16 protein-coding genes are annotated in these 20,842 nt (G+C 70.8%); 12 read left to right on the top strand and 4 right to left on the bottom strand.

The window, feature by feature from the left end; genetic code table 11:
- Window positions 1–13: 13 nt before the first annotated feature.
- Genes ACYVLJ_RS45300 through ACYVLJ_RS45290 form a run of 3 tightly spaced genes read left to right on the top strand, consistent with a single transcriptional unit; the run spans window position 14 to window position 3,447 of the window.
- Window positions 14–871: a phytanoyl-CoA dioxygenase family protein gene (locus ACYVLJ_RS45300; RefSeq protein ID WP_460443355.1), complete on the top strand. Its 858-nt coding sequence runs from the start codon at window positions 14–16 to the stop codon at window positions 869–871.
- A gap of 15 nt (window positions 872–886) precedes the next feature.
- Window positions 887–1,711, top strand: a complete 825-nt coding sequence (locus ACYVLJ_RS45295) for a class I SAM-dependent methyltransferase (protein WP_460443354.1) — start codon at window positions 887–889, stop codon at window positions 1,709–1,711.
- Window positions 1,708–3,447 (top strand): choline/carnitine O-acyltransferase, encoded by a 1,740-nt coding sequence (locus tag ACYVLJ_RS45290; RefSeq protein WP_460443353.1) that lies wholly within the window; start codon window positions 1,708–1,710, stop codon window positions 3,445–3,447. Before ACYVLJ_RS45295 ends, ACYVLJ_RS45290 begins: the two co-directional genes overlap by 4 nt.
- Here the strand turns inward: ACYVLJ_RS45290 and ACYVLJ_RS45285 are convergent.
- Both ACYVLJ_RS45285 and ACYVLJ_RS45280 read right to left on the bottom strand, forming a co-directional pair.
- Window positions 3,433–4,350 (bottom strand): alpha/beta hydrolase family protein, encoded by a 918-nt coding sequence (locus tag ACYVLJ_RS45285; RefSeq protein ID WP_460443352.1) that lies wholly within the window; start codon window positions 4,348–4,350, stop codon window positions 3,433–3,435. The two genes, ACYVLJ_RS45290 and ACYVLJ_RS45285, sit on opposite strands and share 15 nt — an antisense overlap.
- On the bottom strand, window positions 4,347–5,129 hold the full coding sequence (locus ACYVLJ_RS45280; protein ID WP_460443351.1) for a class I SAM-dependent methyltransferase: 783 nt from the start codon (window positions 5,127–5,129) through the stop codon (window positions 4,347–4,349). Before ACYVLJ_RS45280 ends, ACYVLJ_RS45285 begins: the two co-directional genes overlap by 4 nt.
- 199 nt (window positions 5,130–5,328) lie before the next feature.
- On the opposite strand from ACYVLJ_RS45280, the gene ACYVLJ_RS45275 reads away from it, so the two are divergent.
- From ACYVLJ_RS45275 to ACYVLJ_RS45245, 7 genes are all read left to right on the top strand, one after another.
- Window positions 5,329–7,563 (top strand): discoidin domain-containing protein, encoded by a 2,235-nt coding sequence (locus ACYVLJ_RS45275; RefSeq protein ID WP_460443350.1) that lies wholly within the window; start codon window positions 5,329–5,331, stop codon window positions 7,561–7,563.
- A 6-nt stretch (window positions 7,564–7,569) separates the two neighbouring features.
- A complete protein-coding gene (locus tag ACYVLJ_RS45270) occupies window positions 7,570–9,750 on the top strand; it encodes a discoidin domain-containing protein (protein ID WP_460443349.1) in 2,181 nt (726 codons plus the stop codon).
- Between the two features lie 85 nt (window positions 9,751–9,835).
- Window positions 9,836–10,843 (top strand): LacI family DNA-binding transcriptional regulator, encoded by a 1,008-nt coding sequence (locus tag ACYVLJ_RS45265; RefSeq protein ID WP_451988516.1) that lies wholly within the window; start codon window positions 9,836–9,838, stop codon window positions 10,841–10,843.
- A 301-nt stretch (window positions 10,844–11,144) separates the two neighbouring features.
- A complete protein-coding gene (locus ACYVLJ_RS45260; protein WP_460443348.1) occupies window positions 11,145–12,521 on the top strand; it encodes an ABC transporter substrate-binding protein in 1,377 nt (458 codons plus the stop codon).
- Complete coding sequence (locus ACYVLJ_RS45255) at window positions 12,499–13,473, top strand: carbohydrate ABC transporter permease (RefSeq protein WP_451988518.1); 975 nt, start codon at window positions 12,499–12,501, stop codon at window positions 13,471–13,473. Before ACYVLJ_RS45260 ends, ACYVLJ_RS45255 begins: the two co-directional genes overlap by 23 nt.
- Window positions 13,470–14,339, top strand: coding sequence for a carbohydrate ABC transporter permease (locus ACYVLJ_RS45250; protein ID WP_460443347.1), 870 nt, complete (start codon window positions 13,470–13,472; stop codon window positions 14,337–14,339). The genes ACYVLJ_RS45255 and ACYVLJ_RS45250 overlap by 4 nt, the downstream gene beginning before the upstream one ends.
- A 35-nt stretch (window positions 14,340–14,374) precedes the next feature.
- The gene (locus tag ACYVLJ_RS45245; RefSeq protein WP_460443346.1) at window positions 14,375–15,952 is read left to right on the top strand and encodes a glycoside hydrolase family 13 protein; all 1,578 of its coding nucleotides are present in this window, start codon (window positions 14,375–14,377) and stop codon (window positions 15,950–15,952) included.
- A 58-nt stretch (window positions 15,953–16,010) separates the two neighbouring features.
- On the opposite strand, the gene ACYVLJ_RS45240 is transcribed toward ACYVLJ_RS45245, so the two are convergent.
- Entirely contained in the window at window positions 16,011–17,345 is a 1,335-nt protein-coding gene (locus ACYVLJ_RS45240; protein WP_460443345.1) for an LVIVD repeat-containing protein, read from the bottom strand.
- A 102-nt stretch (window positions 17,346–17,447) separates the two neighbouring features.
- On the opposite strand from ACYVLJ_RS45240, the gene ACYVLJ_RS45235 reads away from it, so the two are divergent.
- Complete coding sequence (locus tag ACYVLJ_RS45235; RefSeq protein ID WP_460443344.1) at window positions 17,448–18,878, top strand: peptide ABC transporter substrate-binding protein; 1,431 nt, start codon at window positions 17,448–17,450, stop codon at window positions 18,876–18,878.
- Here the strand turns inward: ACYVLJ_RS45235 and ACYVLJ_RS45230 are convergent.
- Window positions 18,875–19,750 carry a LysR family transcriptional regulator gene (locus ACYVLJ_RS45230; protein WP_451988524.1) on the bottom strand — a complete coding sequence of 292 codons (876 nt, stop codon included), beginning with the start codon at window positions 19,748–19,750 and terminating at the stop codon, window positions 18,875–18,877. The two genes, ACYVLJ_RS45235 and ACYVLJ_RS45230, sit on opposite strands and share 4 nt — an antisense overlap.
- Before the next feature lie 71 nt (window positions 19,751–19,821).
- Here ACYVLJ_RS45230 and ACYVLJ_RS45225 point away from each other — a divergent pair, with 71 nt between their 5' ends.
- Entirely contained in the window at window positions 19,822–20,841 is a 1,020-nt protein-coding gene (locus tag ACYVLJ_RS45225; protein WP_460443343.1) for an SDR family oxidoreductase, read from the top strand.
- The last annotated feature ends 1 nt before the right edge of the window (window position 20,842 follow it).

Here is a 20,842-nt window from a genome sequence, read left to right as displayed (position 1 = left end):
CGGAAGGACGTCGATGAGCACCTCCGTGGCCCCGCTGGAAATGGTCGACACCGACCGCTACCCGCTCACCGAACCGGACAGTCCCACTTGGCGGGAAACCGTCGAACGCACCCGCGCGGATCTCGCCGACGTCGGCTGCAGCGTGCTCGCCGACTTCGTCCGGCCCGGGTTGCACGACCTCCTGCGGACCGAGTGCGCCGCGCTCGAGCCGCACGCTTACACCAAGATCGAGCAGGTCAACGCCTACAACACGGCGGTCGGCGAAGCGCTGCCCGACGACCACCCCGGCCGGACGATCATGGAACGCGGCAACGCCTTCGTGGCGCGTGACCACATCCCGGCGTCGTCGATCATCGCGCGGCTCTACACCAGCCCGGTGTTCCAGCGGTTCGTCGCGGACTGCTTCGGCCTGCCTCGGCTGCACGAACTCGCCGACCCGCTTTCGGGGCTGACGCTCAACGTCATCGCGCCCGGTCGCGCGCACCCGTGGCACTTCGACACGAACTCCTACACCGTGAGCATGCTGACGCAGGCCGCGGCCGACGGCGGGACGTTCGAATACTGCCCGGGCATCCGGACCCCCACGGACGAGAACTTCCCCGCCGTCCGGGCGGTGATCGCCGAGGACGGCACCCATCCGGTCCAGCGCCTGCGCCTCCGTCCGGGGGATCTGCAGTTGTTCCAAGGACGCTTCGCCTTGCACCGGGTCAGTACGGTGAGGGGCGAGGTCGCACGCCATTCCGCGATCTTCGCCTACAGCGAGCGCCCGGGGGTCATCGGCAGCGCGGAGCGGACCAGGCAGCTGTTCGGCCGGGTCCTGCCCGCCCACCTGGCCGAGCGCACCGACCGGGGCGACGAGCTGCTCGACTGATCAGGAGCCTGGCCCGTGCCTTTCGACTCGACCGGCAAGATCTCGTTCGACCACATCTACACCGCCCCCGACCCGCGGCCGTTCTTCGGCACGCTCAGGCGCGTGGACTACCACATCCCCCAGCTGGCGAAGCCGTACTTCGCGAAGCTGATCGAGGAGCACCCCGCGGAGCAGCCGACCGTGCTCGACGTCGGTTGCTCTTACGGCGTCAACGCCGCGCTCCGGCGCTGCGACGCCACCATGGACGACCTCTTCGCCCACTACACCGCCCCGGACGTGCTGGCGCTGGACCACGCGGGGCTGGTCGAGGCCGACCGGGCGCGCGTCGCCGGCCCCGGTGGCGCGAAGTTCCACGGGCTCGACGCGTCGGCGCCGGCGCTCGAGTACGCGCTTTCCGCCGGGTTCCTCGACGAGGCGATCCACGCCGACTTCGAGCGCGACGACCCCGACAGCACCCAGCAAAAGCTCCTGGACGACGTCGACCTGGTGATCTCGACCGGCTGCGTCGGGTACGTCACCGAGAAGACGCTCACCCGGATCGCCCGCGGCGCGCGGCCGTGGATGGCGCACTTCGTGCTGCGGATGTTCTCCTACGACCCCGTCGCGGACAGCCTCGCCGCGCTGGGGTACGAGACCGCCGCGGTACCCGGGGTGTTCCGGCAGCGGCGGTTCGCGTCCGAAGAGGAGCAGGCGCAGATCCTCGGCACCCTGGACGCCGCCGGGGTCGACCCCACCGGGCTCGAGGCCGACGGGTGGCTCTACGCGCAGCTGTATGTTTCCCGACCGGAAGGCGCGACGGCGTTGGCCACCGCGCTGGAAAACTTCGACGAAGAAGGATGACCGTGAGCAGTCCGGAATGGTCCACCCGCACGTTCGGCAACGAGGACCGGCTCCCCCGCGTTCCCGTCCCCACGCTGGAGGACAGCCGCCGCCGGTTCCTCGAGTGGTGCGCACCGCTGCTGACCCCGGACGAGCTGGCCGAGACCGAGACGGCGCTCGCGGAGTTCGTGGCCGGCCCCGGACCGGAGTTGCAGGCCGCGCTCGAGGAGTACGACCGGACGCCGGGTGTGCGCAGCTGGCTCGACACCTTCTGGCCGTACCGCTACCTCGGCCGGCGCGACCGGATCGCGCTCAACGCCAACTTCTTCTTCCTGTTCCGCGAGTCCTCGCTCGGCCAGGTGGAGCGCGCGGCGGAGCTGACCGCGGCGGCCGTGGACTACAAGCTGAAGCTCGACGACGAGCTGGTGCCGCCGGTGCTGCTGCGCGGCGCGCCGCAGTCGATGGTGCAGCACAAGTACCTCTTCTCGGCCACGCGCATCCCGGGCGAGCTGCTGGACACCGCGCGTACGCGCTTCCCGTCGCCCGAGCGGCACGTCGTCGTGTTCTCGAGGGGCACGCCGTTCCGGATGGACGTCATCGCCGAGGACGGCCGCCCGTATTCGGCGGAGCAGATCGCCGACGGGCTGCGCGCGATCCTCAAGGACGACCACGTCACCGACGTCCCGGCCGGGCACTTCACCACCAAAGCCCGCGCGGAGTGGGCGGCCAGCCGCAAGGCTCTGCTCGAGGCCGGCAACGCCGAGGCGCTCGAGACCATCGAGACGGCGTTGTTCTGCGTCTGCCTGGACGACTTCACGCCGTCGACCACCCTGGAGGCGGGTGACCGGCTGCTGCACGGCGACAACCGCTGGTACGACAAGGCCGTGTCGCTCGTCGTGTTCGAGGACGGCACCGCGGGGATCAACGTCGAGCACTGCGAGCTCGACGGGACCACGATCCTCGGCTTCACCGACGCGCTGCTGAGCGAAGCCCGCACACCGCGTGAGGCCGCCGACCGGGCACCGGGGTACGAGGTCGTCGAGTTCACGCTGACCGACGCACTCCGCGAGGACGCGCGTGCGGCCGGAGCGGCCTTCCGGGCGTACGCGGACGCGACGGCGACGCAGACCGTGTCGTTCGACTTCGGGGCCGACCGGGCGAAGGAACTCAAGATGTCGCCGGACGCCTTCGCACAGATGGCGTACCAGCTGGCGCACCGGCGGGCGAAGAGCCTGACCGGCGCGACGTACGAGTCGATCGCCACGCGGCAGTTCCAGAACGGCCGCACCGAGGCGATGCGCGTCGTCACGCCCGAGGTCGTGCGCTTCGCCGATGTCCTGACCGATCCGGACGCTTCGGCCGACGAGAAGCGGGAGGCGTTCCGCACGGCCGCGGCGAAGCACGTCGCGCGGGCGAAGGAGTGCCAGGCCGGCGACGCGCCGGAGCAGCACCTGTGGGAGCTGCAGCTGATCGGGAAGCGGCGCGGGGACACGGAGACGCCGTCGTTCTTCACTTCGCCGGGCTGGCTCAAGACGCGGGACGACTACCTGAGCACCAGCTCGGCGCCGTCGGTCAACATCCAGTACTTCGGCTTCGGCTCGACGAGCCCGCAGTGCATCGGCATCGCGTACGTGCTGCTGCCGGACCGCTGGAACATCTACCTCAGCACGCCGAAGCACGTGTCGGACGAGATGTACCGCTTCGCCGACGAGCTGGCCCGCGCGGTGCGCGAGCTGCAGGACCTACTGGCCGAGTAACCGGCGCAGCCACGTCAGCCGGGCGGCCCGCGCCGCCCGGCTGAGCCGGGCTTCGGGGGCCAGCGAGTCGAAGCCGTGGAAGCCGCCCGGCCAGACGTGCAGCTCGGCCTCGCCGCCCGCCTGCCAGATCCGGCTCGCGTAGGCGACGACCTCGTCGCGGAACGTCTCGGCCGTGCCGACGTCGAGGAACGCCGGCGGCAGCCCGGAAAGGTCGCCGGCGCGGGCCGGGGCCGCGTACGCCGGGACGTCTTCGCGGTGCTCGCCGAGGTAGGCCGTCCAGCCGACGTCGTTCGCCGCGCGATCCCAGAGGCCGCGGCCGTCGAGGTCCACCGCGGACGGCGTGTCGTTGCGGTCGTCGAGCATCGGGCAGACGAGCAGCTGACCGGCGAGCCGCGGCCCGCCGCGGTCGCGGGCCAGCAGGGTCGTCGCCGCGGCCAGCCCACCACCCGCGCTGACCCCGCCGACGACGACCGGGCCGGCGAACCGCTCGACCGTCCACAGCAGACCCGCGTAGCAGTCTTCGACCGGTGCCGGGTAGGGGTGTTCGGGTGCGAGCCGGTAGCCCGGCGAGACGACCGTCAGGTTCAGCTCGCCCGCCCACGCCAGCAGGTTGGGCACGTCGGAGCCGAGGTGGCTGCCGACGATCGTGCCGCCGCCGTGCACGTAGTAGAGGACGCCCGCGCTCTCGGCCGGGCTCATGACCAGCAGCGGGACGTCGCCCGCGTACTCCTCGGCGACCTTGTGCGCGGGGTACGCCGCGGCCAGCTCCTCGACCGTCCGGTGCTCGGCGGCGTTCAGCTCGCGGCGGCCGGGGATGTCGGCGAGCGACGCCAGCGGCGGCCGGAGCGCCCGCAGGGTCTCGACGACGGGCGCGAGCTCGGGGTCGAACGGCGGCGGCGTCACGCGGTGGGGTCCGAGACGACGAGCACCAGCGAGCCTTCGAACGTCTCCTGCTCGCGCAGCCGGCCGTAGCGGCGGTCCCACGTGCCGTCGTCGAGGTCGTGCTGCAGTTCGGCGGCGAAGCGGTGGTGCACGCGGTCGTCGACGAAGCTCCACGCCGAGCACGACAGCCGCGCGCCCGGGTCGAGCAGGCGTTCCGGGCGGGCGTAGTAGGCCTCGTTGAAGCCGTCCGTGCAGTCGATCGGGATGGGCACGGGGACGATCGACGTGTGCCCGCCGAGGCCGTCGGCGATGTCGTCTACCGACGGGTAGCGCCGCGCCTCGGTCTCGATCACCTCGGGCGCGTAGTCGAGCAGCCAGAACCGCCGCAGCAGCGCCGGATCGCAGGTCAGGATCGCGATCGGGCCGCGGGTGACCCGGCGCATCTCCGTCAGCCCGGTCCACAGGTCGTTCCACTGGTGGACGCTGAACGTGCTCATCGCGCCCTCGAACGCCCGGTCCGGGAACGGCAGCTTCTCGGCCACCGCGTCGACCGCCGGCGGCAGGTCCGCCGGGCGCTGCGCGCGCATCGACGCGGACGGCTCGACCGCCGTCACTTCCCGGTCTTCCGGTTCGTACGCGCCCGCGCCGGCGCCGACGTTGAGCACGGTCCGCGCCTCCCCCAGCGCGTCGGCGATGTACCGGCCGATCCGGGGGTCCGGCTTGCGGTAGTCGGTGTAGACCCCGCCGATCGCGCCGTAGTCGGCGTCCCCCGCGCTGCCGTCCGCACGTCGCTGGCTCATGCCCCGAAACTAGCAGCGCTTCCCGGCGGTCCGGCCGCTGCTCCGGCGGGCGTAAGCGGGCGTCGGGCATCCGGGGTAGCCGTCAGTTCTTGTCGCAAACTTGCGTAAGTTCGTCGAACTATTGCGGATTCTTGTCCAGGATTCGTATGATCCCCGTCACAGAGGTCCCCACCTGCTGCCGGAAAGGCCAGTGCTGCCCATGTCCCCCAGCTCTGTCTTCAGCGCACCCAAAATCCTTTGGGGTGCCCTTGCCGCCGCGGTGATCACCGCCGCCGGCGTCACGATCGCCGCGGTCCCGGCCGAAAGCTCGGCGCTCGCCGCCGGCCGCGGCGCCACCGTCCCGTTCGTCGAACAGGAAGCCGAAACCGCCGCGACGAACGGGTCCGTCATCGGCCCCGACCGCGCCGCGGGCACCCTCGCGGGCGAGGCGTCCGGCCGGAAAGCCGTGACCCTGTCCGGCACCGGCCAGTACGTCGAGTTCACGCTCACCGCCCCGGCGAACTCGATCGACGTCCGGTACAGCGTCCCGGATTCCGTGACCGGGACGCTCTCCCTGTACGTCAACGGATCGCACAACCGCGACCTCGCGCTGACGTCGAAGTGGGCCTGGTACTACGGCTCCTACCCGTTCACCAACAACCCCGGCGACGGCCACGCGCACCACTTCTACGACGAGACCCGGGCCCTGCTCGGCACCTCCTACCCCGCCGGGACGAAGATCAAGCTGCAGGTCGACGCCGGTGACGTCCCGGCAACGGTGGATTTGGCCGACTTCGAGCAGGTCGCCCCGGCGGCGACGCGGCCGGCGAACTCGGTGTCGGTCACCGACTACGGCGCCACCGCGGGCGACACGAGCGACGACGCCGCGGCGTTCGACTCGGCCGTGGCCGCCGCGAAGAGCCAGGGCAAGGAAGTCTGGATCCCGGCGGGGACGTTCACCCTCGGCCACCACATCACCGTCGACCAGGTGACCCTCCGCGGCGCCGGGCCCTGGTACTCCGTGCTCACCGGCCCGCGTGCCGGGATCTTCGGCAAGGGCGAACCGGCGAGCTGCGGGACGTCGACCTATCCCGGCAACCCCGCCGTGCCCGGCACGAGCAGCGCGGTGAAGCTGTACGACTTCGCGATCATCGGTCAGGTCGACGCCCGTGTCGACTGCGACCAGTCGAACGCCGTCGGCGGCGCGCTCGGCGGCGGCTCGGTGGTGCAGAACCTGTGGCTGCAGCACACGAAGGTCGGGCTGTGGCTCGACGGGCCGTTCGACGGGCTCACCGTGTCCGGCAACCGGATCCTCGACCAGACGGCCGACGGGCTGAACCTCCACCAGGGCATCAGCCACGTCACGGTGACGAACAACTTCCTGCGCAACACCGGCGACGACGGCCTGGCGATGTGGTCGGAGCACGACGCCGACCACGACAACACGTTCTCCTTCAACACCGTGCTGCTGCCGATCCTCGCCAACAACATCGCGATCTACGGCGGGCACGACAACACCGTGTCCGACAACGTCGTCGCCGACAACCAGGACCAGGGCGGCGGCCTGCACATCGCGAACCGGTTCAGCGCGGTGCCGCTGTCGGGGACGACGACGGTCGCGCGCAACACCGCGATCCGCACCGGCGTGCTCGACTCGAACTGGCAGTTCGGCGTCGGCGCGCTGTGGTTCGACGGCCGCGACTCGGCCATCACCGGCCGCGTCGACGTCACCGACCTCGACCTGCAGGACAACAACTACGAGGCGATCCAGTTCATCGACAGCGCCACCACGGACGTCCACTTCAGCGACGTCCGGATCACCGGCGCCGGGACGTTCGCCTGGCAGCTGCAGGCCAAGCCGACCGGCTCGGTGAAGAACGTCGTCGCGACCGGGGTCGGCCGGGCGGGCGTCTACAACTGCCTCGGCCCGGACGCGCTGAGCGGCCTGGCCGACCAGGGCGGCAACTCCGGCTGGACGACGACGTACTGCGGCTCGTGGCCGACCCCGGTCTACGGCTCCGACAACGGCGGCACAACTCCTCCGCCGACCACCACGCCGACGCAGCCGTCGGGGAACCTCGCGCTGCACAAGAGCGTCAGCGCGTCCGGCTCGCAGGGCGGCTTCCCGCCGGGCAACGCCGTCGACGGCGACGCGAACTCCTATTGGGAGAGCACGAACAACGCGTTCCCGCAGTCGCTGACCGTCGACTTCGGCAGCACGGTCAGCGTCTCGCGGCTGGTGCTGAAGCTGCCGCCTTCGTGGGGTGCGCGGACGCAGACCCTGTCCGTCGACGGCGTCAAGGCGTCCGCGACCTACACGTTCGACCCGGCGTCCGGCAACACCGCGACCGTGACGTTTCCCGCGACGTCGGCGCGCACCCTGCGGCTGACCTTCACCGGCAACACCGGCTGGCCCGCCGGGCAGCTGTCCGAACTCGAAGCCTATTCGTCCTGAGAGGTGATGACGATGTCCCGCATTCCCGCCTTACTCGCCGTCGCGCTCGCCGCGTCCGGCCTGGCGATCCTGTCCGGCAGCACGCCCGCCGCGGCCGCCACCTGCCCGGCGAGGGCGTCCGGCGGCGCGAGCGTGCCGTTCCGGACCGTCGAAGCCGAGTGTTCCGCCACGAACGGCTCGTCGGTCGGCCCGGACTACACGCAAGGCAGCATCGCCTCGGAAGCGTCCGGGCGGCAGGCCGTGAAGATCACCACCGGCCAGTACGTCGAGTTCACGCTGCCCGCCGCGGCGAACTCGATCAACGTCCACTACAACCTGCCCGACGGCTCCTCCGGCCGGCTTTCGGTGTCCGTCAACGGGTCCACGCTCGCCCTGCCCGTGACCTCGCGCTACACCTATGTGGACACCGGCTTCATCACGGGCTCGAAGACGCACCACTTCTTCGACGACGCGCGCCTGCTGCTCGGGCAGAACCTGGCGGCGGGCGCGAAGGTCCGGGTGCAGGCGAACTCCGGTGACGTCGGCCAGGCGACCATCGACCTCGCCGACTTCGAGCAGGTCGGCGGCGCGGTTTCGCAGCCGGCGAACTCCCTTTCGGTGACCGACTACGGTGCCACGGCGAACGACTCATCGGACGACTCGCAGGCGTTCCGCAACGCGCTGTCGGCGGCGCGCTCGCAGGGCCGCGAGGTCTGGGTGCCGCCGGGCCGGTTCGAAATCGGGTCGGCACTCCAGATCGACCAGACGACGGTCCGCGGCGCGGGTCAGTGGTACACCGTGTTGCACGGCAACAACATCTTCAACAACGGCAGCGCGTCCGGGAACATCAAGCTGTACGACTTCGCGGTGTTCGGCGATGTGACCGAACGCAACGACGGCAGCCCGGACAACGCGTTCCACGGCGTGCTGGGGAACGGCTCGGTCGTGTCCGGCCTGTGGATCCAGGACACGAAGTGCGGGCTGTGGCTGATGAACGGCGCGTCGTCGAACCTCACCATCGAGAACAACCGCATCCTCGACACCCAGGCCGACGGCGTGAACTTCGACGGTGCCGTCACGAACTCGACGGTGCGCAACAACTACCTGCGCAACAACGGCGACGACGGCCTCGCGCTGTGGTCCAACGGGCAGGCCGACTCGGGCAACTCGCTGCTGAACAACACGATCGTGCAGCCGAACCTGGCCAACGGCATCGCGTTGTACGGCGGGTCGGACAACACGGTCAGCGGCAACCTGGTCCAGGACACCAACGCCCTCGGCGGCGGCTACCTGGTCGCGAACCGGTTCAACTCGGTGCCGCTGTCGGGCACGGTCACGCTGTCGAACAACACGGCGCTGCGGGCCGGGGCCCTCGACCCGAACTGGCAGTTCGGCGTCGGCGCGTTGTGGTTCGACGCGCGGGACCAGGCGATCACCGGCGTCACGATCCGGGTCACCGGGTTCACCGCGATCCAGAGCCCGTACGAGGCGATCCAGTTCATCGACGGCAACGGCGCCGGCAAGCCGATCCAGGGCATCACGATCGACAGCGTCTCGGTGCAGGGCGCCGGCACGTTCGTCGCGCAGTCGCAGACGCAGGGCTCGGTGTCGATCAGCAACCTGACGGCGTCCGGTGTCGGCGTGACCGGGACGTACAACTGCCCCTACCCGACGTCGATCCCCCGCATGACGTTCGGCGGGTCGGGCAACAGCGGCTGGACCGGCACCTGGAGCGACTGCTCGTCGTGGCCCGCGCCCAACTCGGGCCCGCCGCAGCCGCCGCAGTCCGGGAGCAACGTCGCCCGCGGGAAGGCGATCAGCGCGTCGGCTTCGGTCGGTGGCTTCCCGCCGTCGAACGCCGTGGACGGGGACGCCAACTCGTACTGGGAGAGCGCGAACAACGCGTTCCCGCAGACGCTGACGGTGGACCTCGGCGCGGCGACGTCGATCAACAAGGTCACGCTCAAGCTGCCGCCGTCGTCGGCGTGGGGCGCGCGGACCCAGACGGTGACGATCTCGGGCAGCACGGACGGCGGTTCGTACACGACACTGGTCGGCTCACGCGGCTACGCGTTCGATCCGGCTTCCGGCAACACGGCGTCGGCGTCTTTCACGGCGACGTCACAGCGTTTCGTCCGGTTGACGTTCACCGGCAACACCGGCTGGCCCGCGGGCCAGGTCTCGGAGTTCGAAGTGAGCGCCGCCTAGTCAAGCCGCAGGCGAGCCCGGACCGGTCGGAACACCGGTCCGGGCTTGTCTTACTTTTGCGCCCGGTTGCTGTAAAGTTTCACCTATGACGCGTCGTCTTGCCGAAGTCGCCCGCCAGGTCGGGGTCAGCGAAGCCACGGTCAGCCGGGTCCTCAACGGCCGGTCCGGGGTGTCCGCGAGCACCCGGGCCGCCGTGCTCACCGCGCTGGACGTGATGGGGTACGAGCGGCCCACGCAGCTGCGCGGCGAGCGGGCCCGGCTGGTCGGGCTGGTGCTGCCCGAGCTGCAGAACCCCATCTTCCCCGCGCTGGCCGAGATCATGGGCAACGCCCTCGCCCAGCAGGGGTTCACGCCGGTGCTCTGCACGCGGACCGCGGGCGGGGTGTCGGAGGCGGAGTACGTCGAGCTGCTCCTGCAGCAGCAGGTGTCGGGTGTGGTGTTCGCCGGCGGGCTGTACGCGCAGGCGGACGCGGTCCACTCGCACTACCACCACCTGGTCGAGCGGCGGCTGCCGACGGTGCTCATCAACGCGGCCGTCGACCACCTCGGCCTGCCGCAGGTTTCGTGCGACGACGCCGTGGCCGTCGAGCAGGTCGTCGGGCACCTGAGCTCCCTGGGGCACGAGAAGATCGGGCTGGTGCTCGGGCCGTCGGACCACGTGCCGTCCCAGCGCAAGCTCGCGGCGTTCCAGGCGTACGCCGCGAAGCTCGGGTTGCCGGTGCTGGACGAACTGGTCGAGCACGGCATGTTCTCGATCGAAGGCGGCCACGCGGCGGCGGCCCGCCTCTACCCCCGCGGCGCGACGGCGGTGCTCTGCGCGAGCGACCTGCTGGCCCTGGGCGCGGTGCGCGCGGCCCGGCGTCAGGGCTTGTCGGTGCCGGAGGACGTCTCGGTGGTCGGCTACGACGACTCGGCCCTGATGAACTGCACCGACCCGCCCCTGACGACCACCCGCCAGCCCATCGAGGCGATGGGCCGCGCGGTGGTGGAACTGCTGGTGAAACGCATCAACGGCGGCGAAGTGGCGGCGGAGGAACTGCTCTTCGCACCGGAGCTGGTGGTCCGCGGCTCCACCGCCCGCCGCACCGCTTGACCCCACTCCCCAAGGGCGCGACAGCTCCGGCTGTCGCGCCCTTCGCCGTCCCACGTGATCAGCGAGCCGACACGCGTGCTTGGAGAGTCGACCTCTCCATCACGTGTGTTGACCTTCTGATCACGCGTGTTGACCCTTCACGCACGTCGCTTGCGTTTTGCCTTGCCCTGTCGGGCACCAGTCGGCCGCTGCCTGTTCGTAACTTGCAGATTTCCGTCGGGTTATTGCGTCGATCCGGTCTCACACTTTATGGTGACCGCAATCACGTGACAGCCGTCGCGACCCCGAGAAGAGGCTTGAGATGAGCAGTCCCTGGTCCCGATCCGTGCCCCGCCGTGTGTTGTGCCTGCTCGCCGCAGGCGGTCTCACCCTGGGGGTGGCCGCCTGCGGCGACGGTGACAACGCCGCCCAGCCCGGCGGCAAGGTGACGATCACGGTCACCGGCCAGCCGCCGACCAGCCAGCCGTTCGAGCGCAGCGTCTTCGACGCCGACGTCAAGGAGTTCGAGGCGTCCCACCCGAACATCCAGATCCAGCCCCACGAGGGGTTCATGGACCCGAAGACGTTCTCCGCGAAGCTCGCCGGCGGGCAGCTCGAGGACGTCTACTACGTCTACTTCACCGACCCCGCGCAGATCATCGCGCGGCACCAGGCCGCCGACATCACCGAAGCCGTGAAGAGCGTTCCGCACGTCGGCGACATCAAGCCCGAACTGCTGGACAACTTCCGCGACGCGAACGGCAAGCTCTACGGCCTGCCGACGATGAACTACACCATGGGCCTGCTCTACAGCCGTCCGCTGTTCCAGAAGGCCGGGCTCGACCCGGACAAGCCGCCGGCTACCTGGGACGAGGTCCGCGCGGACGCCAAGAAGATCGCCGCGCTCGGCAACGGTGTCGTCGGGTACGCCGACTACAGCAAGAACAACCAGGGCGGCTGGCACCTGACCGGCTGGATGTACTCGATGGGCGGCGACATCGCCCGCAAGGACGGCGACAAGTGGGTCGCCGACTTCGACAACGAAAAGGGCAAGCAGGCCCTGCAGTACCTGCACGACATGCGCTGGACCGACAACTCCATGGGCAGCAAGCAGCTCCTGGAAGCCACGGACGTGCAGCGGATGATGGGTGCCGGCCAGCTCGGCATGTACATGGCCGCCCCGGACAACGTCCCGGTGCTGGTCAAGCAGTTCAACGGCAAGTACGAGGACTACGGCATCGCCGGCATGCCCGGCGGCCAGGGCACGCTGCTCGGCGGCGAGGGCTACATGATCAACCCGAAGGCGTCGCCGGAGAAGATCAAGGCCGGCCTCGAGTGGATCCAGTGGAAGTACCTCAACCCGGACCGCTTCGAGAAGCACATCCAGCAGTACGTCGACGGCAAGCAGCCGGTCGGCCTGCCCGCGGAGCCCACTCCCGACGTCTGGACCGGCTCGGTGCGCGAGCAGCAGCTGGCCCTGAAGGCCAAGTACGCCAACGTCCCCGCGAAGAACTACCAGTCCTATGTGGACACGACCAGCAAGATCAAGGGCAGCATCGAGCCGCCGGGTGCGCAGCAGATCTACGCCGCCCTCGACAGCGTGATGCAGGCCGTGCTGACCGACCAGAACGCCGATATCGACCAGCAGCTGTCGTCGGCGTCGTCGAAGGTCAACAGTGTCCTCGCCCAGGTCAAGTAGCCTGCTCGCCTGGCCCGCGACGTCCTCGTCGCGGGCCAGGCGCCCGGTCGCCTCGCCGGAAGACCGCCGCCGGACCCGGCTCAAGCGCAAGATCCGGGAGAACCTCACCGCGTACGGCCTGCTCTGCGCCGCGCTCGTGGTGTTCGCGCTGTTCTCGTGGTACCCGATCGTGCGCGGGGTGCTGCTGAGCTTCCAGCAGGTCGACTTCGTCAACGCGCCGACGTGGGTCGGGTTCGCCAACTTCGAAAAGCTCTTCGAAGACCCGCTGTTCGGCGTCGCCTGGCGCAACACGCTGCTGTTCACCGGGCTCGCGCTGGTCTTCGGGTTCGCCGTCCCGTTCCTGACGGCGGTGCTGCTCAACGAGATCCGGCACGCGAAGGCGTTCTTCCGGCTCGCCGTCTACCTGCCGGTGATGCTGCCACCGGTCGTGACGGCGTTGATGTGGAAGTGGTTCTACGACCCGGGTCCCGGTCTGTTCAACTCCGCGCTCGGCGCGGTCGGCCTGCCCGGCGGCCAATGGCTCGACTCGAGCGGCACGGCGATGCTGTCGCTGGTGTTCGTCTCGACGTGGGCCAACATGGGCAGCACCACGCTCATCTACCTGGCCGCGCTCGGCACGATCCCCGGCGAGCTGTACGAAGCCGCGGAACTCGACGGCGCCGGCCTGTGGAAACGCCTGCGGCACGTGACGTTCCCGCAGACGCGGTTCGTGCTGCTGGTGCTGCTCCTGCTGCAGATCGTCGCGACCATGCAGGTGTTCACCGAGCCGTACGTGATGACCGGCGGCGGGCCGGACGACTCGACGGTCACCGTGCTCCTGCTGCTCTACCGCTACGCCTTCGTCTACAACGACTTCGGCTCGGCGAGCGCGATGAGCCTGCTGCTGTTCGTGGCGCTGGGCGTGTTCTCGGCGTGGTACGTCCGGCTGACGCGGAAGGCGGACCAGTCATGAGGACCCTCGTCTCCCCCAGCGCGCTGCGCAGCCCGCGCGGCAAGGTCGTCTACGGCGTGGTTTTCGCCTGCACGCTGGTGATCTTCATCCTCGCCTTCCTGTTCCCGCTCTACTGGGCGGTCACCGGCGCGATGAAGTCGCCGCAGGAGCTGGCCGCGACACCGGCGACGCTCGTCCCGCGCGGGTGGCACCCGGAAACCTTCGCCGACGCGTGGGACCAGCTGAGCCTGGGCAAGTACTTCCTCAACACGCTCGTCGTCGCGGGCGGCGCGTGGCTGGCTCAGCTGGCCATCGACGTCCCGGCCGCGTTCGCGTTGTCGAAGCTGCGGCCGAAGTTCGGCAACGTCGTGCTGGGGCTGATGCTCGCGACGCTGATGCTGCCCGCGACGGCATTGCTGGTCCCGACGTACGTGACGGTGACGGACCTGCCGCTGGTGCACCTCAACCTGATCAACTCGCCGACCGCCGTCTGGCTGCCCGCCGCGGCGAACGCGTTCAACATCTACCTGCTGAAGCGGTTCTTCGACCAGATCCCGGACGAGCTCATCGAGGCGGCGCGCATCGACGGTGCCGGGCCGGTGCGGACGCTCTGGCGGATCATCCTGCCGATCTCGCGGCCGATCCTGGCCGTGGTGTCGATCCTCGCGGTGGTCACCGCGTGGAAGGACTTCATCTGGCCGCTGCTGGTGTTCCCGGACACCGAAAAGCAGACGCTCTCGGTGATGCTGCAAAGGGTGGCGATCGACATGCCGCTCAACGTGCTCGTCGCCGGGATGGTGCTGGCCAGCCTGCCGATGGTGGCGCTGTTCCTGGCCTTCCAGCGGCAGATCCTCGCCGGGCTGACCGCCGGCAGCATCAAGGGCTGAGCCGGGTTTTCCCAACGATTAGGAGGGGCACTTTCGTGACCGACAACACCGGCTGGTGGCGGAGCGCGGCCATCTACCAGATCTACATCCGCAGCTTCGCGGACGGCAACGGCGACGGCGTCGGCGACCTCGCCGGCGTGCGCGCCCGGCTGGACCACCTGGCCGGCCTGGGGATCGACGCGATCTGGTTCACCCCCTGGTACCCGTCGCCGATGGACGACGGCGGCTACGACGTCGCCGACTTCCGCGACATCGAGCCGCTGTTCGGCACGCTCGCCGAGGCCGAGCAGCTGATCGCCGAGGCGCACGCCCGGGACATCCGCGTGATCATCGACATCGTGCCCAACCACGCCTCCGACGAGCACCGCTGGTTCCAGGCCGCGCTGGCGGCGGGCCCGGGATCGCCGGAGCGGCAACGGTTCTGGTTCCGGCCCGGCCGCGGCCCGGACGGGAGCGAGCCGCCGAACAACTGGAAGTCGCGCTTCGGCGGGTCCGCGTGGACGCGCGTGCCCGACGGCGAGTGGTACCTGCACCTCTACAGCTCGCGCCAGCCCGACTTCAACTGGGACAACCCCGAGATCCGCGCGGAGTTCGAGGACGTGCTGCGGTTCTGGTTCGACCGGGGGGTGGACGGCTTCCGCATCGACGTCGCCGACGGGCTGGTCAAGGACCCGCGGCTGCCCGACGTCGACGAGGGCGACGAGACGCCGTTTTCGGACCAGGAGGGGCTGCACGAGATCTACCGCTCGTGGCGCAAGATCGTCGACAGCTACCCGGGCGAGCGCGTGCTGGTCGGGGAGATGTGGCTGCCGGACATGTCCCGCGCGGCGCGCTACCTGCGCCGCGACGAGCTGCACTCGGCGTTCAACTTCGACTTCCTGGTGTGCCCGTGGGACGCCACGCGCTTCCGGGACGTCATCACGCGCACGCTGCGGGCGCACGACGAGGTCGGCGCGCCGGCGGCGTGGGTGCTGTCGAACCACGACGTCACGCGGCACGTGACGCGTTACGGCCGGCAGGGCGACACGGGGTTCTCGTTCGCGAACCGGCTGCACGAGCTGCCGGTGGACCGCGAGCTGGGCACCCGGCGCGCGCGGGCGGCGGCGTTGCTGACCCTGGCCCTGCCCGGCGGGCTGTACGTCTACCAGGGTGAAGAGCTGGGGCTGTGGGAAGTCCTGGACATCGCGGACGACCTGCGGCAGGACCCGGTGTGGGCGCGGACGAACGGCGCCGACCCGGGCCGCGACGGCTGCCGCGTCCCGCTCCCGTGGTCCGGCGACGAGCCGCCGTTCGGCTTCGGTTCCGGGGGCGCGTGGCTGCCCCAGCCGGCGGAGTGGAAGGCGTACACGGCTTCGGCGGAGGCGGCGGACCCGGACTCGATGCTGTCGCTGTACCGCGCCGGCCTCCGGCTGCGGCGTGACCTCCCGGCGGGCTCGCTGGAGTGGCTTTCGCTGGGCGAAGACGTGCTGGCGTTCCGGCTCGGGCCGGAGTTCACGTTCGCGCTGAACTTCTCGGCTTCCCCGGTGCCCCTGCCCGCTGGTGAGGTGCTGCTGGCGAGCGGTCCGGTGACGGACGAACTGCCGACGGACACGGCGGTCTGGCTGCGCGGCTGAAGACGCACCGGAGGCCGTCGCCGAGCGGGCTCGGCGGCGGCCTCCGGTGGATCAAGCGCTACTTCGTGAGCTGCAGGATGTCGATGCCCCGGGCGTTGTCGGCCACGTACACGTACTTCCCGTGCCAGTACGGCGCCCAGGCGCTCGCGTCGCCCGGGCGGTAGTAGGCGATCTGGCGGGGGTTCGTCGGGTCGCTGACGTCCAGGAACCGCGTGCCCTGCGAGTAGAACGACTGGACCAGCACCTTGCCCCGCACGTCGAAGTAGTGCGCCGAGCAGTCGTCAGATGCCGGGTCGCTGCCCTCCTGGCCGTTGACGCTCCACGTGCCGATGCTCTGCAGGCGGAACGGCTGCGAAGGCGTCGAACGCCAGCCTTCGCCGTGGTACGAACCCGCCAGGGACGAGATCGTCAGGACGCCGTCGCCCGCGCAGCCGTCGACGAAGTTCTCCTCCGTCGCGTAGATCAGGTCCTGGCCGCGCCACGCGCCGTCGCCGATGCGGTGGCCCGCCGGGTGGAAGCTGTTGTGCATGAAGCGGGACGGGGCCGCCGTCTCGGCGATGCCGCCGCCCGCGTACGGGATCGGCTCGTGCGCGGTGGCGCGGTGGACCTTGCCGGACAGCGGGTCGCGGTGGACGCCGGACGTCCAGTAGCCGCGCACGCCGCCGCGGCCGGACACCCAGGCCACGCCGTCCTCGTCCACCTGGACGTCGTGCACGTAGTCGGTCTTGCCGTCGTTGCGGGCCAGCTCGATCGGCTCCGGGTTCACCTTCGGGTGCCGCGGGTCGCGCACGTCGGTGACCCAGACCGGCCGGCCGCCCCAGTCGGCGGGCTGGTCGTCGGCCTTCGCCGGGCCGCCCGTCCACAGGTAGCGGCAGCCGTCGACGCAGCTGGTCGTGTGGCCGGCCGGGACCTTCGTGTAGCTGAGGATCGCCGGGGCTTCCGGCTTCGAGACGTCGACGACGTAGATGCCGGACTCGCCGGTGTGCGTGGTGCCGCCGAACGCGCGCGGGTCGCGGGAGAGGAACACCAGCTTGCGGTTCTGGTCGACCTCGGTGTCCTCGGTCTCCCACAGGCCCGGCAGGCTGACCTGCCCGACCAGCTTCGGCGCCGCCGGGTCCTTGGTCAGGTCGTACACCTTCAGCCCGAACTCGCCGGACACGACCATCACGTCGCGGCGGCCGTAGTCGAGGAAGTTGACCGAGATGGCGCCGGCCGCGTCGGGCACGTTGCCGACGGCCTTGACGTTCTTGATCGCGCCCGGGTCGCCCAGCGTTCGGGTGGCCGGAACAGCGGGTTTGTCGTCCTCGCCACAGGCGGCGGCCGGGAGCCCGGTCGCGACCAGCGTGGCGCTGACGGTGACGGCGGCGAAGCACGACCGCAACCAGGTGCGCACGCGAACCTCCCAGAACGCTCAGAGCGTGACCAACCGAACGTACGTCGGAGATCAACCGGACACAACCGTCTTTTGTCGGCTGTTCACTGGTAGGACTGGCGCATGCGCCTGCTCGCCCTGCTCGCCGTCCTGACCCTCGCCGTCACGGGCTGCTCCGGCTCCGGCCCGGCCCGCCCCGGCGTCCTGTCCGTCGGCATCCGGGAGCCCGCGACGCTCCTGCCCGCCGACGTCGCCGACCAGGCCGGCCGGCTGGTGACGGGCGCGCTGTGGACGCCGCTCGCCGACTACGACGCCGCGTCCGGGAAGCTCACACCCCGGGCGGCCGAGTCCATCGAGAGCACCGACCGGGTGCACTGGACGGTCAAGCTGCGCCCGGCCACCTTCCACGACGGCACCCCGGTGACCGCCCAGTCCTATGTAGACACCTGGCGGGCGGTCGCCGCCGAGCACTGGGCGTCGTCATCGGTCTTCACGAAGCTGTTGCGCGCCAAGGAGATCACCGCACCCGCGCCGGACCGGATCACGGTGACCCTGGACCGGCCGTCCGGTCAGGTGCCCGCGCTGCTCTCGGCGCCGGGTCTCGTGCCGCTGCCCGCGTCGGTGCTCGCGTCCCGCGACTGGAAGGGCTTCGCGACATCGCCGGTCGGCAACGGCCCGTACCGGCTCGACGGCGCGTGGCGGCCCGGCTCGGGCGGCACGCTGAAGCGCGTCGGCGAAGGCCGGTCCGCCGAGATCGAGCTGCGCGTCGGCGATCCGGCCGCCCAGTACGACGCGGTCAAGGCGGGCACCCTCGACCTCGCCACCGAAGTCCCCGGCGAGAAGCACGAAGCCATGCACGGCGACTTCGCCGACCACCACGCGACCTGGGACCTGCCGCTGGCGGGCTATCTGGCCTTCCCGGTGACGAACCCCCGGTTCGCCGATGCGACGGTCCGCCACGGCTTCGCGCTCGGCGTGGACCGCGCGGCGCTGGAAGCCGGGCCGCTGGCGCACCAGGCCGATCCGGCCAAGGCGCTCCTGCCGCCGGTGGACGCCCCCGGCGAGCGGTCCGGCACGTGCCGTCCGTGCAGCTTCGACGCCGCCGCGGGCAAGGCGCTGCTGAAGCAGGCGTCGTTCCCGGGCGGCGCGACCGTCTACTTCGGACCTGACACGGAGGCGTGGACGCGGACGCTGACGGTCGGCCTGCACAAGGCCTTGGACGTATCCGTCACCGCGCAGGCCGCTCCGGGCGACGGTCCCTCCACTGTGGAGCTCAAGCCGGCGACGGCGAGCCCGTACGAGGTGCTGACCGAGCTGGCCGCCGCGTCGGGGTACGCCGACGACGTGTTCCGCCAGAACCTGGCCCTCGCCGACGCCGCGGCGACTCCCGAGGAGGCGGGCGAGCTGTACCGGCTGGCGGAGAACCAGCTGCTGCGCGACCTCCCGGCGGCGCCGCTGTGGACCGGCCACGGCCACGCGGTCTGGGCCCCGCGGGTCCACGACGTCACGACGACGCCGTTCACCGGCCCGGTACTGGCGGGCATCGGCGTCTAAACCACCGCGTGCACGGCCAGGGTGTCGATGAACGCGCTGGTCAGTGGGTCCGGGGCCGCCCGCGTGTACGCGACCACGGACCGCCGGACCGGCACCCGGGGGCGCAGGACGCGGCCGTCGAACCGGGCCGGCAGGACGTTCGCCGGGACGAGCGCGGGGCCGAGGCCGGCCGCCGCGAGGATGGGTGCCGCCGCGGTCTGCTCGGTGCGGACCGCCGGGCGCGGCCGGAACCCCGCCGCCGCGCACGTCGCGTCGACCAGCTCGGCGAGGCCGTTGCCCGGGGCGTAGTGCACCCACGCGCAGTCCGCCAGCGTGGCCAGGTCGACGACGCCCTCGGCGCCTTCCGAAGCGCCGTCGGCCGGGAGCACCACGACGAACTCCTCCACGCCCAGCTCCCGCACCGGCCCGGCCCACTCGCCGGGCCGCGGGCCGAGCGCGACGTCGGCTTCGCCCGCGGCCATCGCGTCGCGCAGCTCGTCGGCGTGCCGGAACTCGATCAGCCGGACGTCGACCTCGGGCCGGTCGCGCCGCCACACCCGCAACGCGGGCGGCAGCACGCCGAGGCTCATCGAGTAGACCGTCGCGACCTGCAGCTCCCCCGCCGTCGTGCCGGACGCGAGCCGGGCGGCGCAACGGGCGCGTTCGGCGTCGGCCAGCGCCGCCCGCGCGTGCGGCAGCATCGCCCGGCCCATCGGGGTGAGCCGGACGGTGCGGGGCAGCCTCTCCAGCAGCGGCCCGCCGAGGCTCTGCTCGAGGGCCCGCATCTGGTGGGACAACGCGGGCTGCGTCACGTGCAGCTGTTCGGCGGCTCGGGTGAACGAGCCGGTGTCGACCACCGTGACCAGGTACTCGAGCTGCCGCAGGCTAGTCATGAACACACCTTATCGCCGCCGTGAAAACTAAGCCTTGGACTTATCGCGAGCGCGTGACCAGCCTGGACGGCATGGAACGCAAGACAGCCCTGGTCGCCGGGGCGAACGGGATCATCGGCCGCACCCTCGCCGAGCGCCTGCGGGCGGACGGCCGCTGGGACGTCGTCGGCCTGTCCCGCCGCGGCGGGCCGGGCACGGTCGCCGTCGACCTCCTCGACGCGGCCGACACGAAGGCGAAGATCGGCGACCTGACCACGACGACCCACCTCTTCTACGCCGCCTACCAGGACAAACCGACGTGGGCCGAGCTCGTCCCGCCGAACCTGGCGATGCTGACGAACCTCGTCGACGCGGCCGAGGCGGCGGCTCCCGGCCTCGAACACGTCAGCCTGATGCAGGGCTACAAGGTCTACGGCGCGCACCTCGGCCCGTTCAAGACGCCGGCCCGCGAGACCGACGCCGGGCACATGCCGCCCGAGTTCAACGTCGACCAGCAGGACTTCCTCGAACGCCGGGCGGGCGCGTGGACGTGGTCGGCGATCCGGCCGTCGGTGGTCGGCGGCACGGCTCTGGGCAACCCGATGAACCTCGCGCTGGTGATCGCGGTCTACGCGTCGATTTCGCAGGAACTCGGCCTGCCGCTGCGGTTCCCCGGCAAGCCCGGCGCGTACGACAGCCTGCTGGAGATGACCGACGCCGGCCTGCTCGCCGACGCGACGGTCTGGGCGGCCGGGCAGCGGGGCGCGTTCAACATCGCGAACGGCGACCTGTTCCGGTGGCGCGAGCTCTGGCCGAAGCTCGCCGCCTACTTCGGCCTCGAAACCGCGCCGCCGCTGCGGATGTCCCTCGCGGACGTGATGGCCGACAAGGGTCCACTGTGGACGAAGATGGCCGCGGAGCACGGGCTCACCGCGTCCTACGCCGACGTTTCGGCGTCCTGGGCCTTCGGCGACTTCGTGTTCGGCTGGGACTACGACGTGTTCGCCGACACGTCGAAGTCGCGGCGCGCGGGCTTCCACTCCTACGTCGAGACCGAGCAGATGTTCTACCGGCTCTTCGACGAGTTCCGGAAGGCGCGCGTGATCCCGTGAG

Source organism: Amycolatopsis stemonae, assembly GCF_054781455.1.
Note: the sequence above shows the minus strand (reverse complement) of the source record. Positions and strands in the feature narration are given on the sequence as shown.

Excerpts from the sequence above, each read along its gene's own strand:
- ACYVLJ_RS45230 (WP_451988524.1), bottom strand. The coding sequence starts at position 19,750 with ATGACTAGCCTGCGGCAGCTCGAGTACCTGGTCACGGTGGTCGACACC.
- ACYVLJ_RS45300 (WP_460443355.1), top strand. The coding sequence starts at position 14 with ATGAGCACCTCCGTGGCCCCGCTGGAAATGGTCGACACCGACCGCTAC.
- ACYVLJ_RS45270 (WP_460443349.1), top strand. The coding sequence starts at position 7,570 with ATGACGATGTCCCGCATTCCCGCCTTACTCGCCGTCGCGCTCGCCGCG.
- ACYVLJ_RS45290 (WP_460443353.1), top strand. The coding sequence starts at position 1,708 with ATGACCGTGAGCAGTCCGGAATGGTCCACCCGCACGTTCGGCAACGAG.
- ACYVLJ_RS45250 (WP_460443347.1), top strand. The coding sequence starts at position 13,470 with ATGAGGACCCTCGTCTCCCCCAGCGCGCTGCGCAGCCCGCGCGGCAAG.
- ACYVLJ_RS45235 (WP_460443344.1), top strand. The coding sequence starts at position 17,448 with ATGCGCCTGCTCGCCCTGCTCGCCGTCCTGACCCTCGCCGTCACGGGC.
- ACYVLJ_RS45265 (WP_451988516.1), top strand. The coding sequence starts at position 9,836 with ATGACGCGTCGTCTTGCCGAAGTCGCCCGCCAGGTCGGGGTCAGCGAA.
- ACYVLJ_RS45225 (WP_460443343.1), top strand. The coding sequence starts at position 19,822 with ATGGAACGCAAGACAGCCCTGGTCGCCGGGGCGAACGGGATCATCGGC.
- ACYVLJ_RS45260 (WP_460443348.1), top strand. The coding sequence starts at position 11,145 with ATGAGCAGTCCCTGGTCCCGATCCGTGCCCCGCCGTGTGTTGTGCCTG.
- ACYVLJ_RS45275 (WP_460443350.1), top strand. The coding sequence starts at position 5,329 with ATGTCCCCCAGCTCTGTCTTCAGCGCACCCAAAATCCTTTGGGGTGCC.
- ACYVLJ_RS45280 (WP_460443351.1), bottom strand. The coding sequence starts at position 5,129 with ATGAGCCAGCGACGTGCGGACGGCAGCGCGGGGGACGCCGACTACGGC.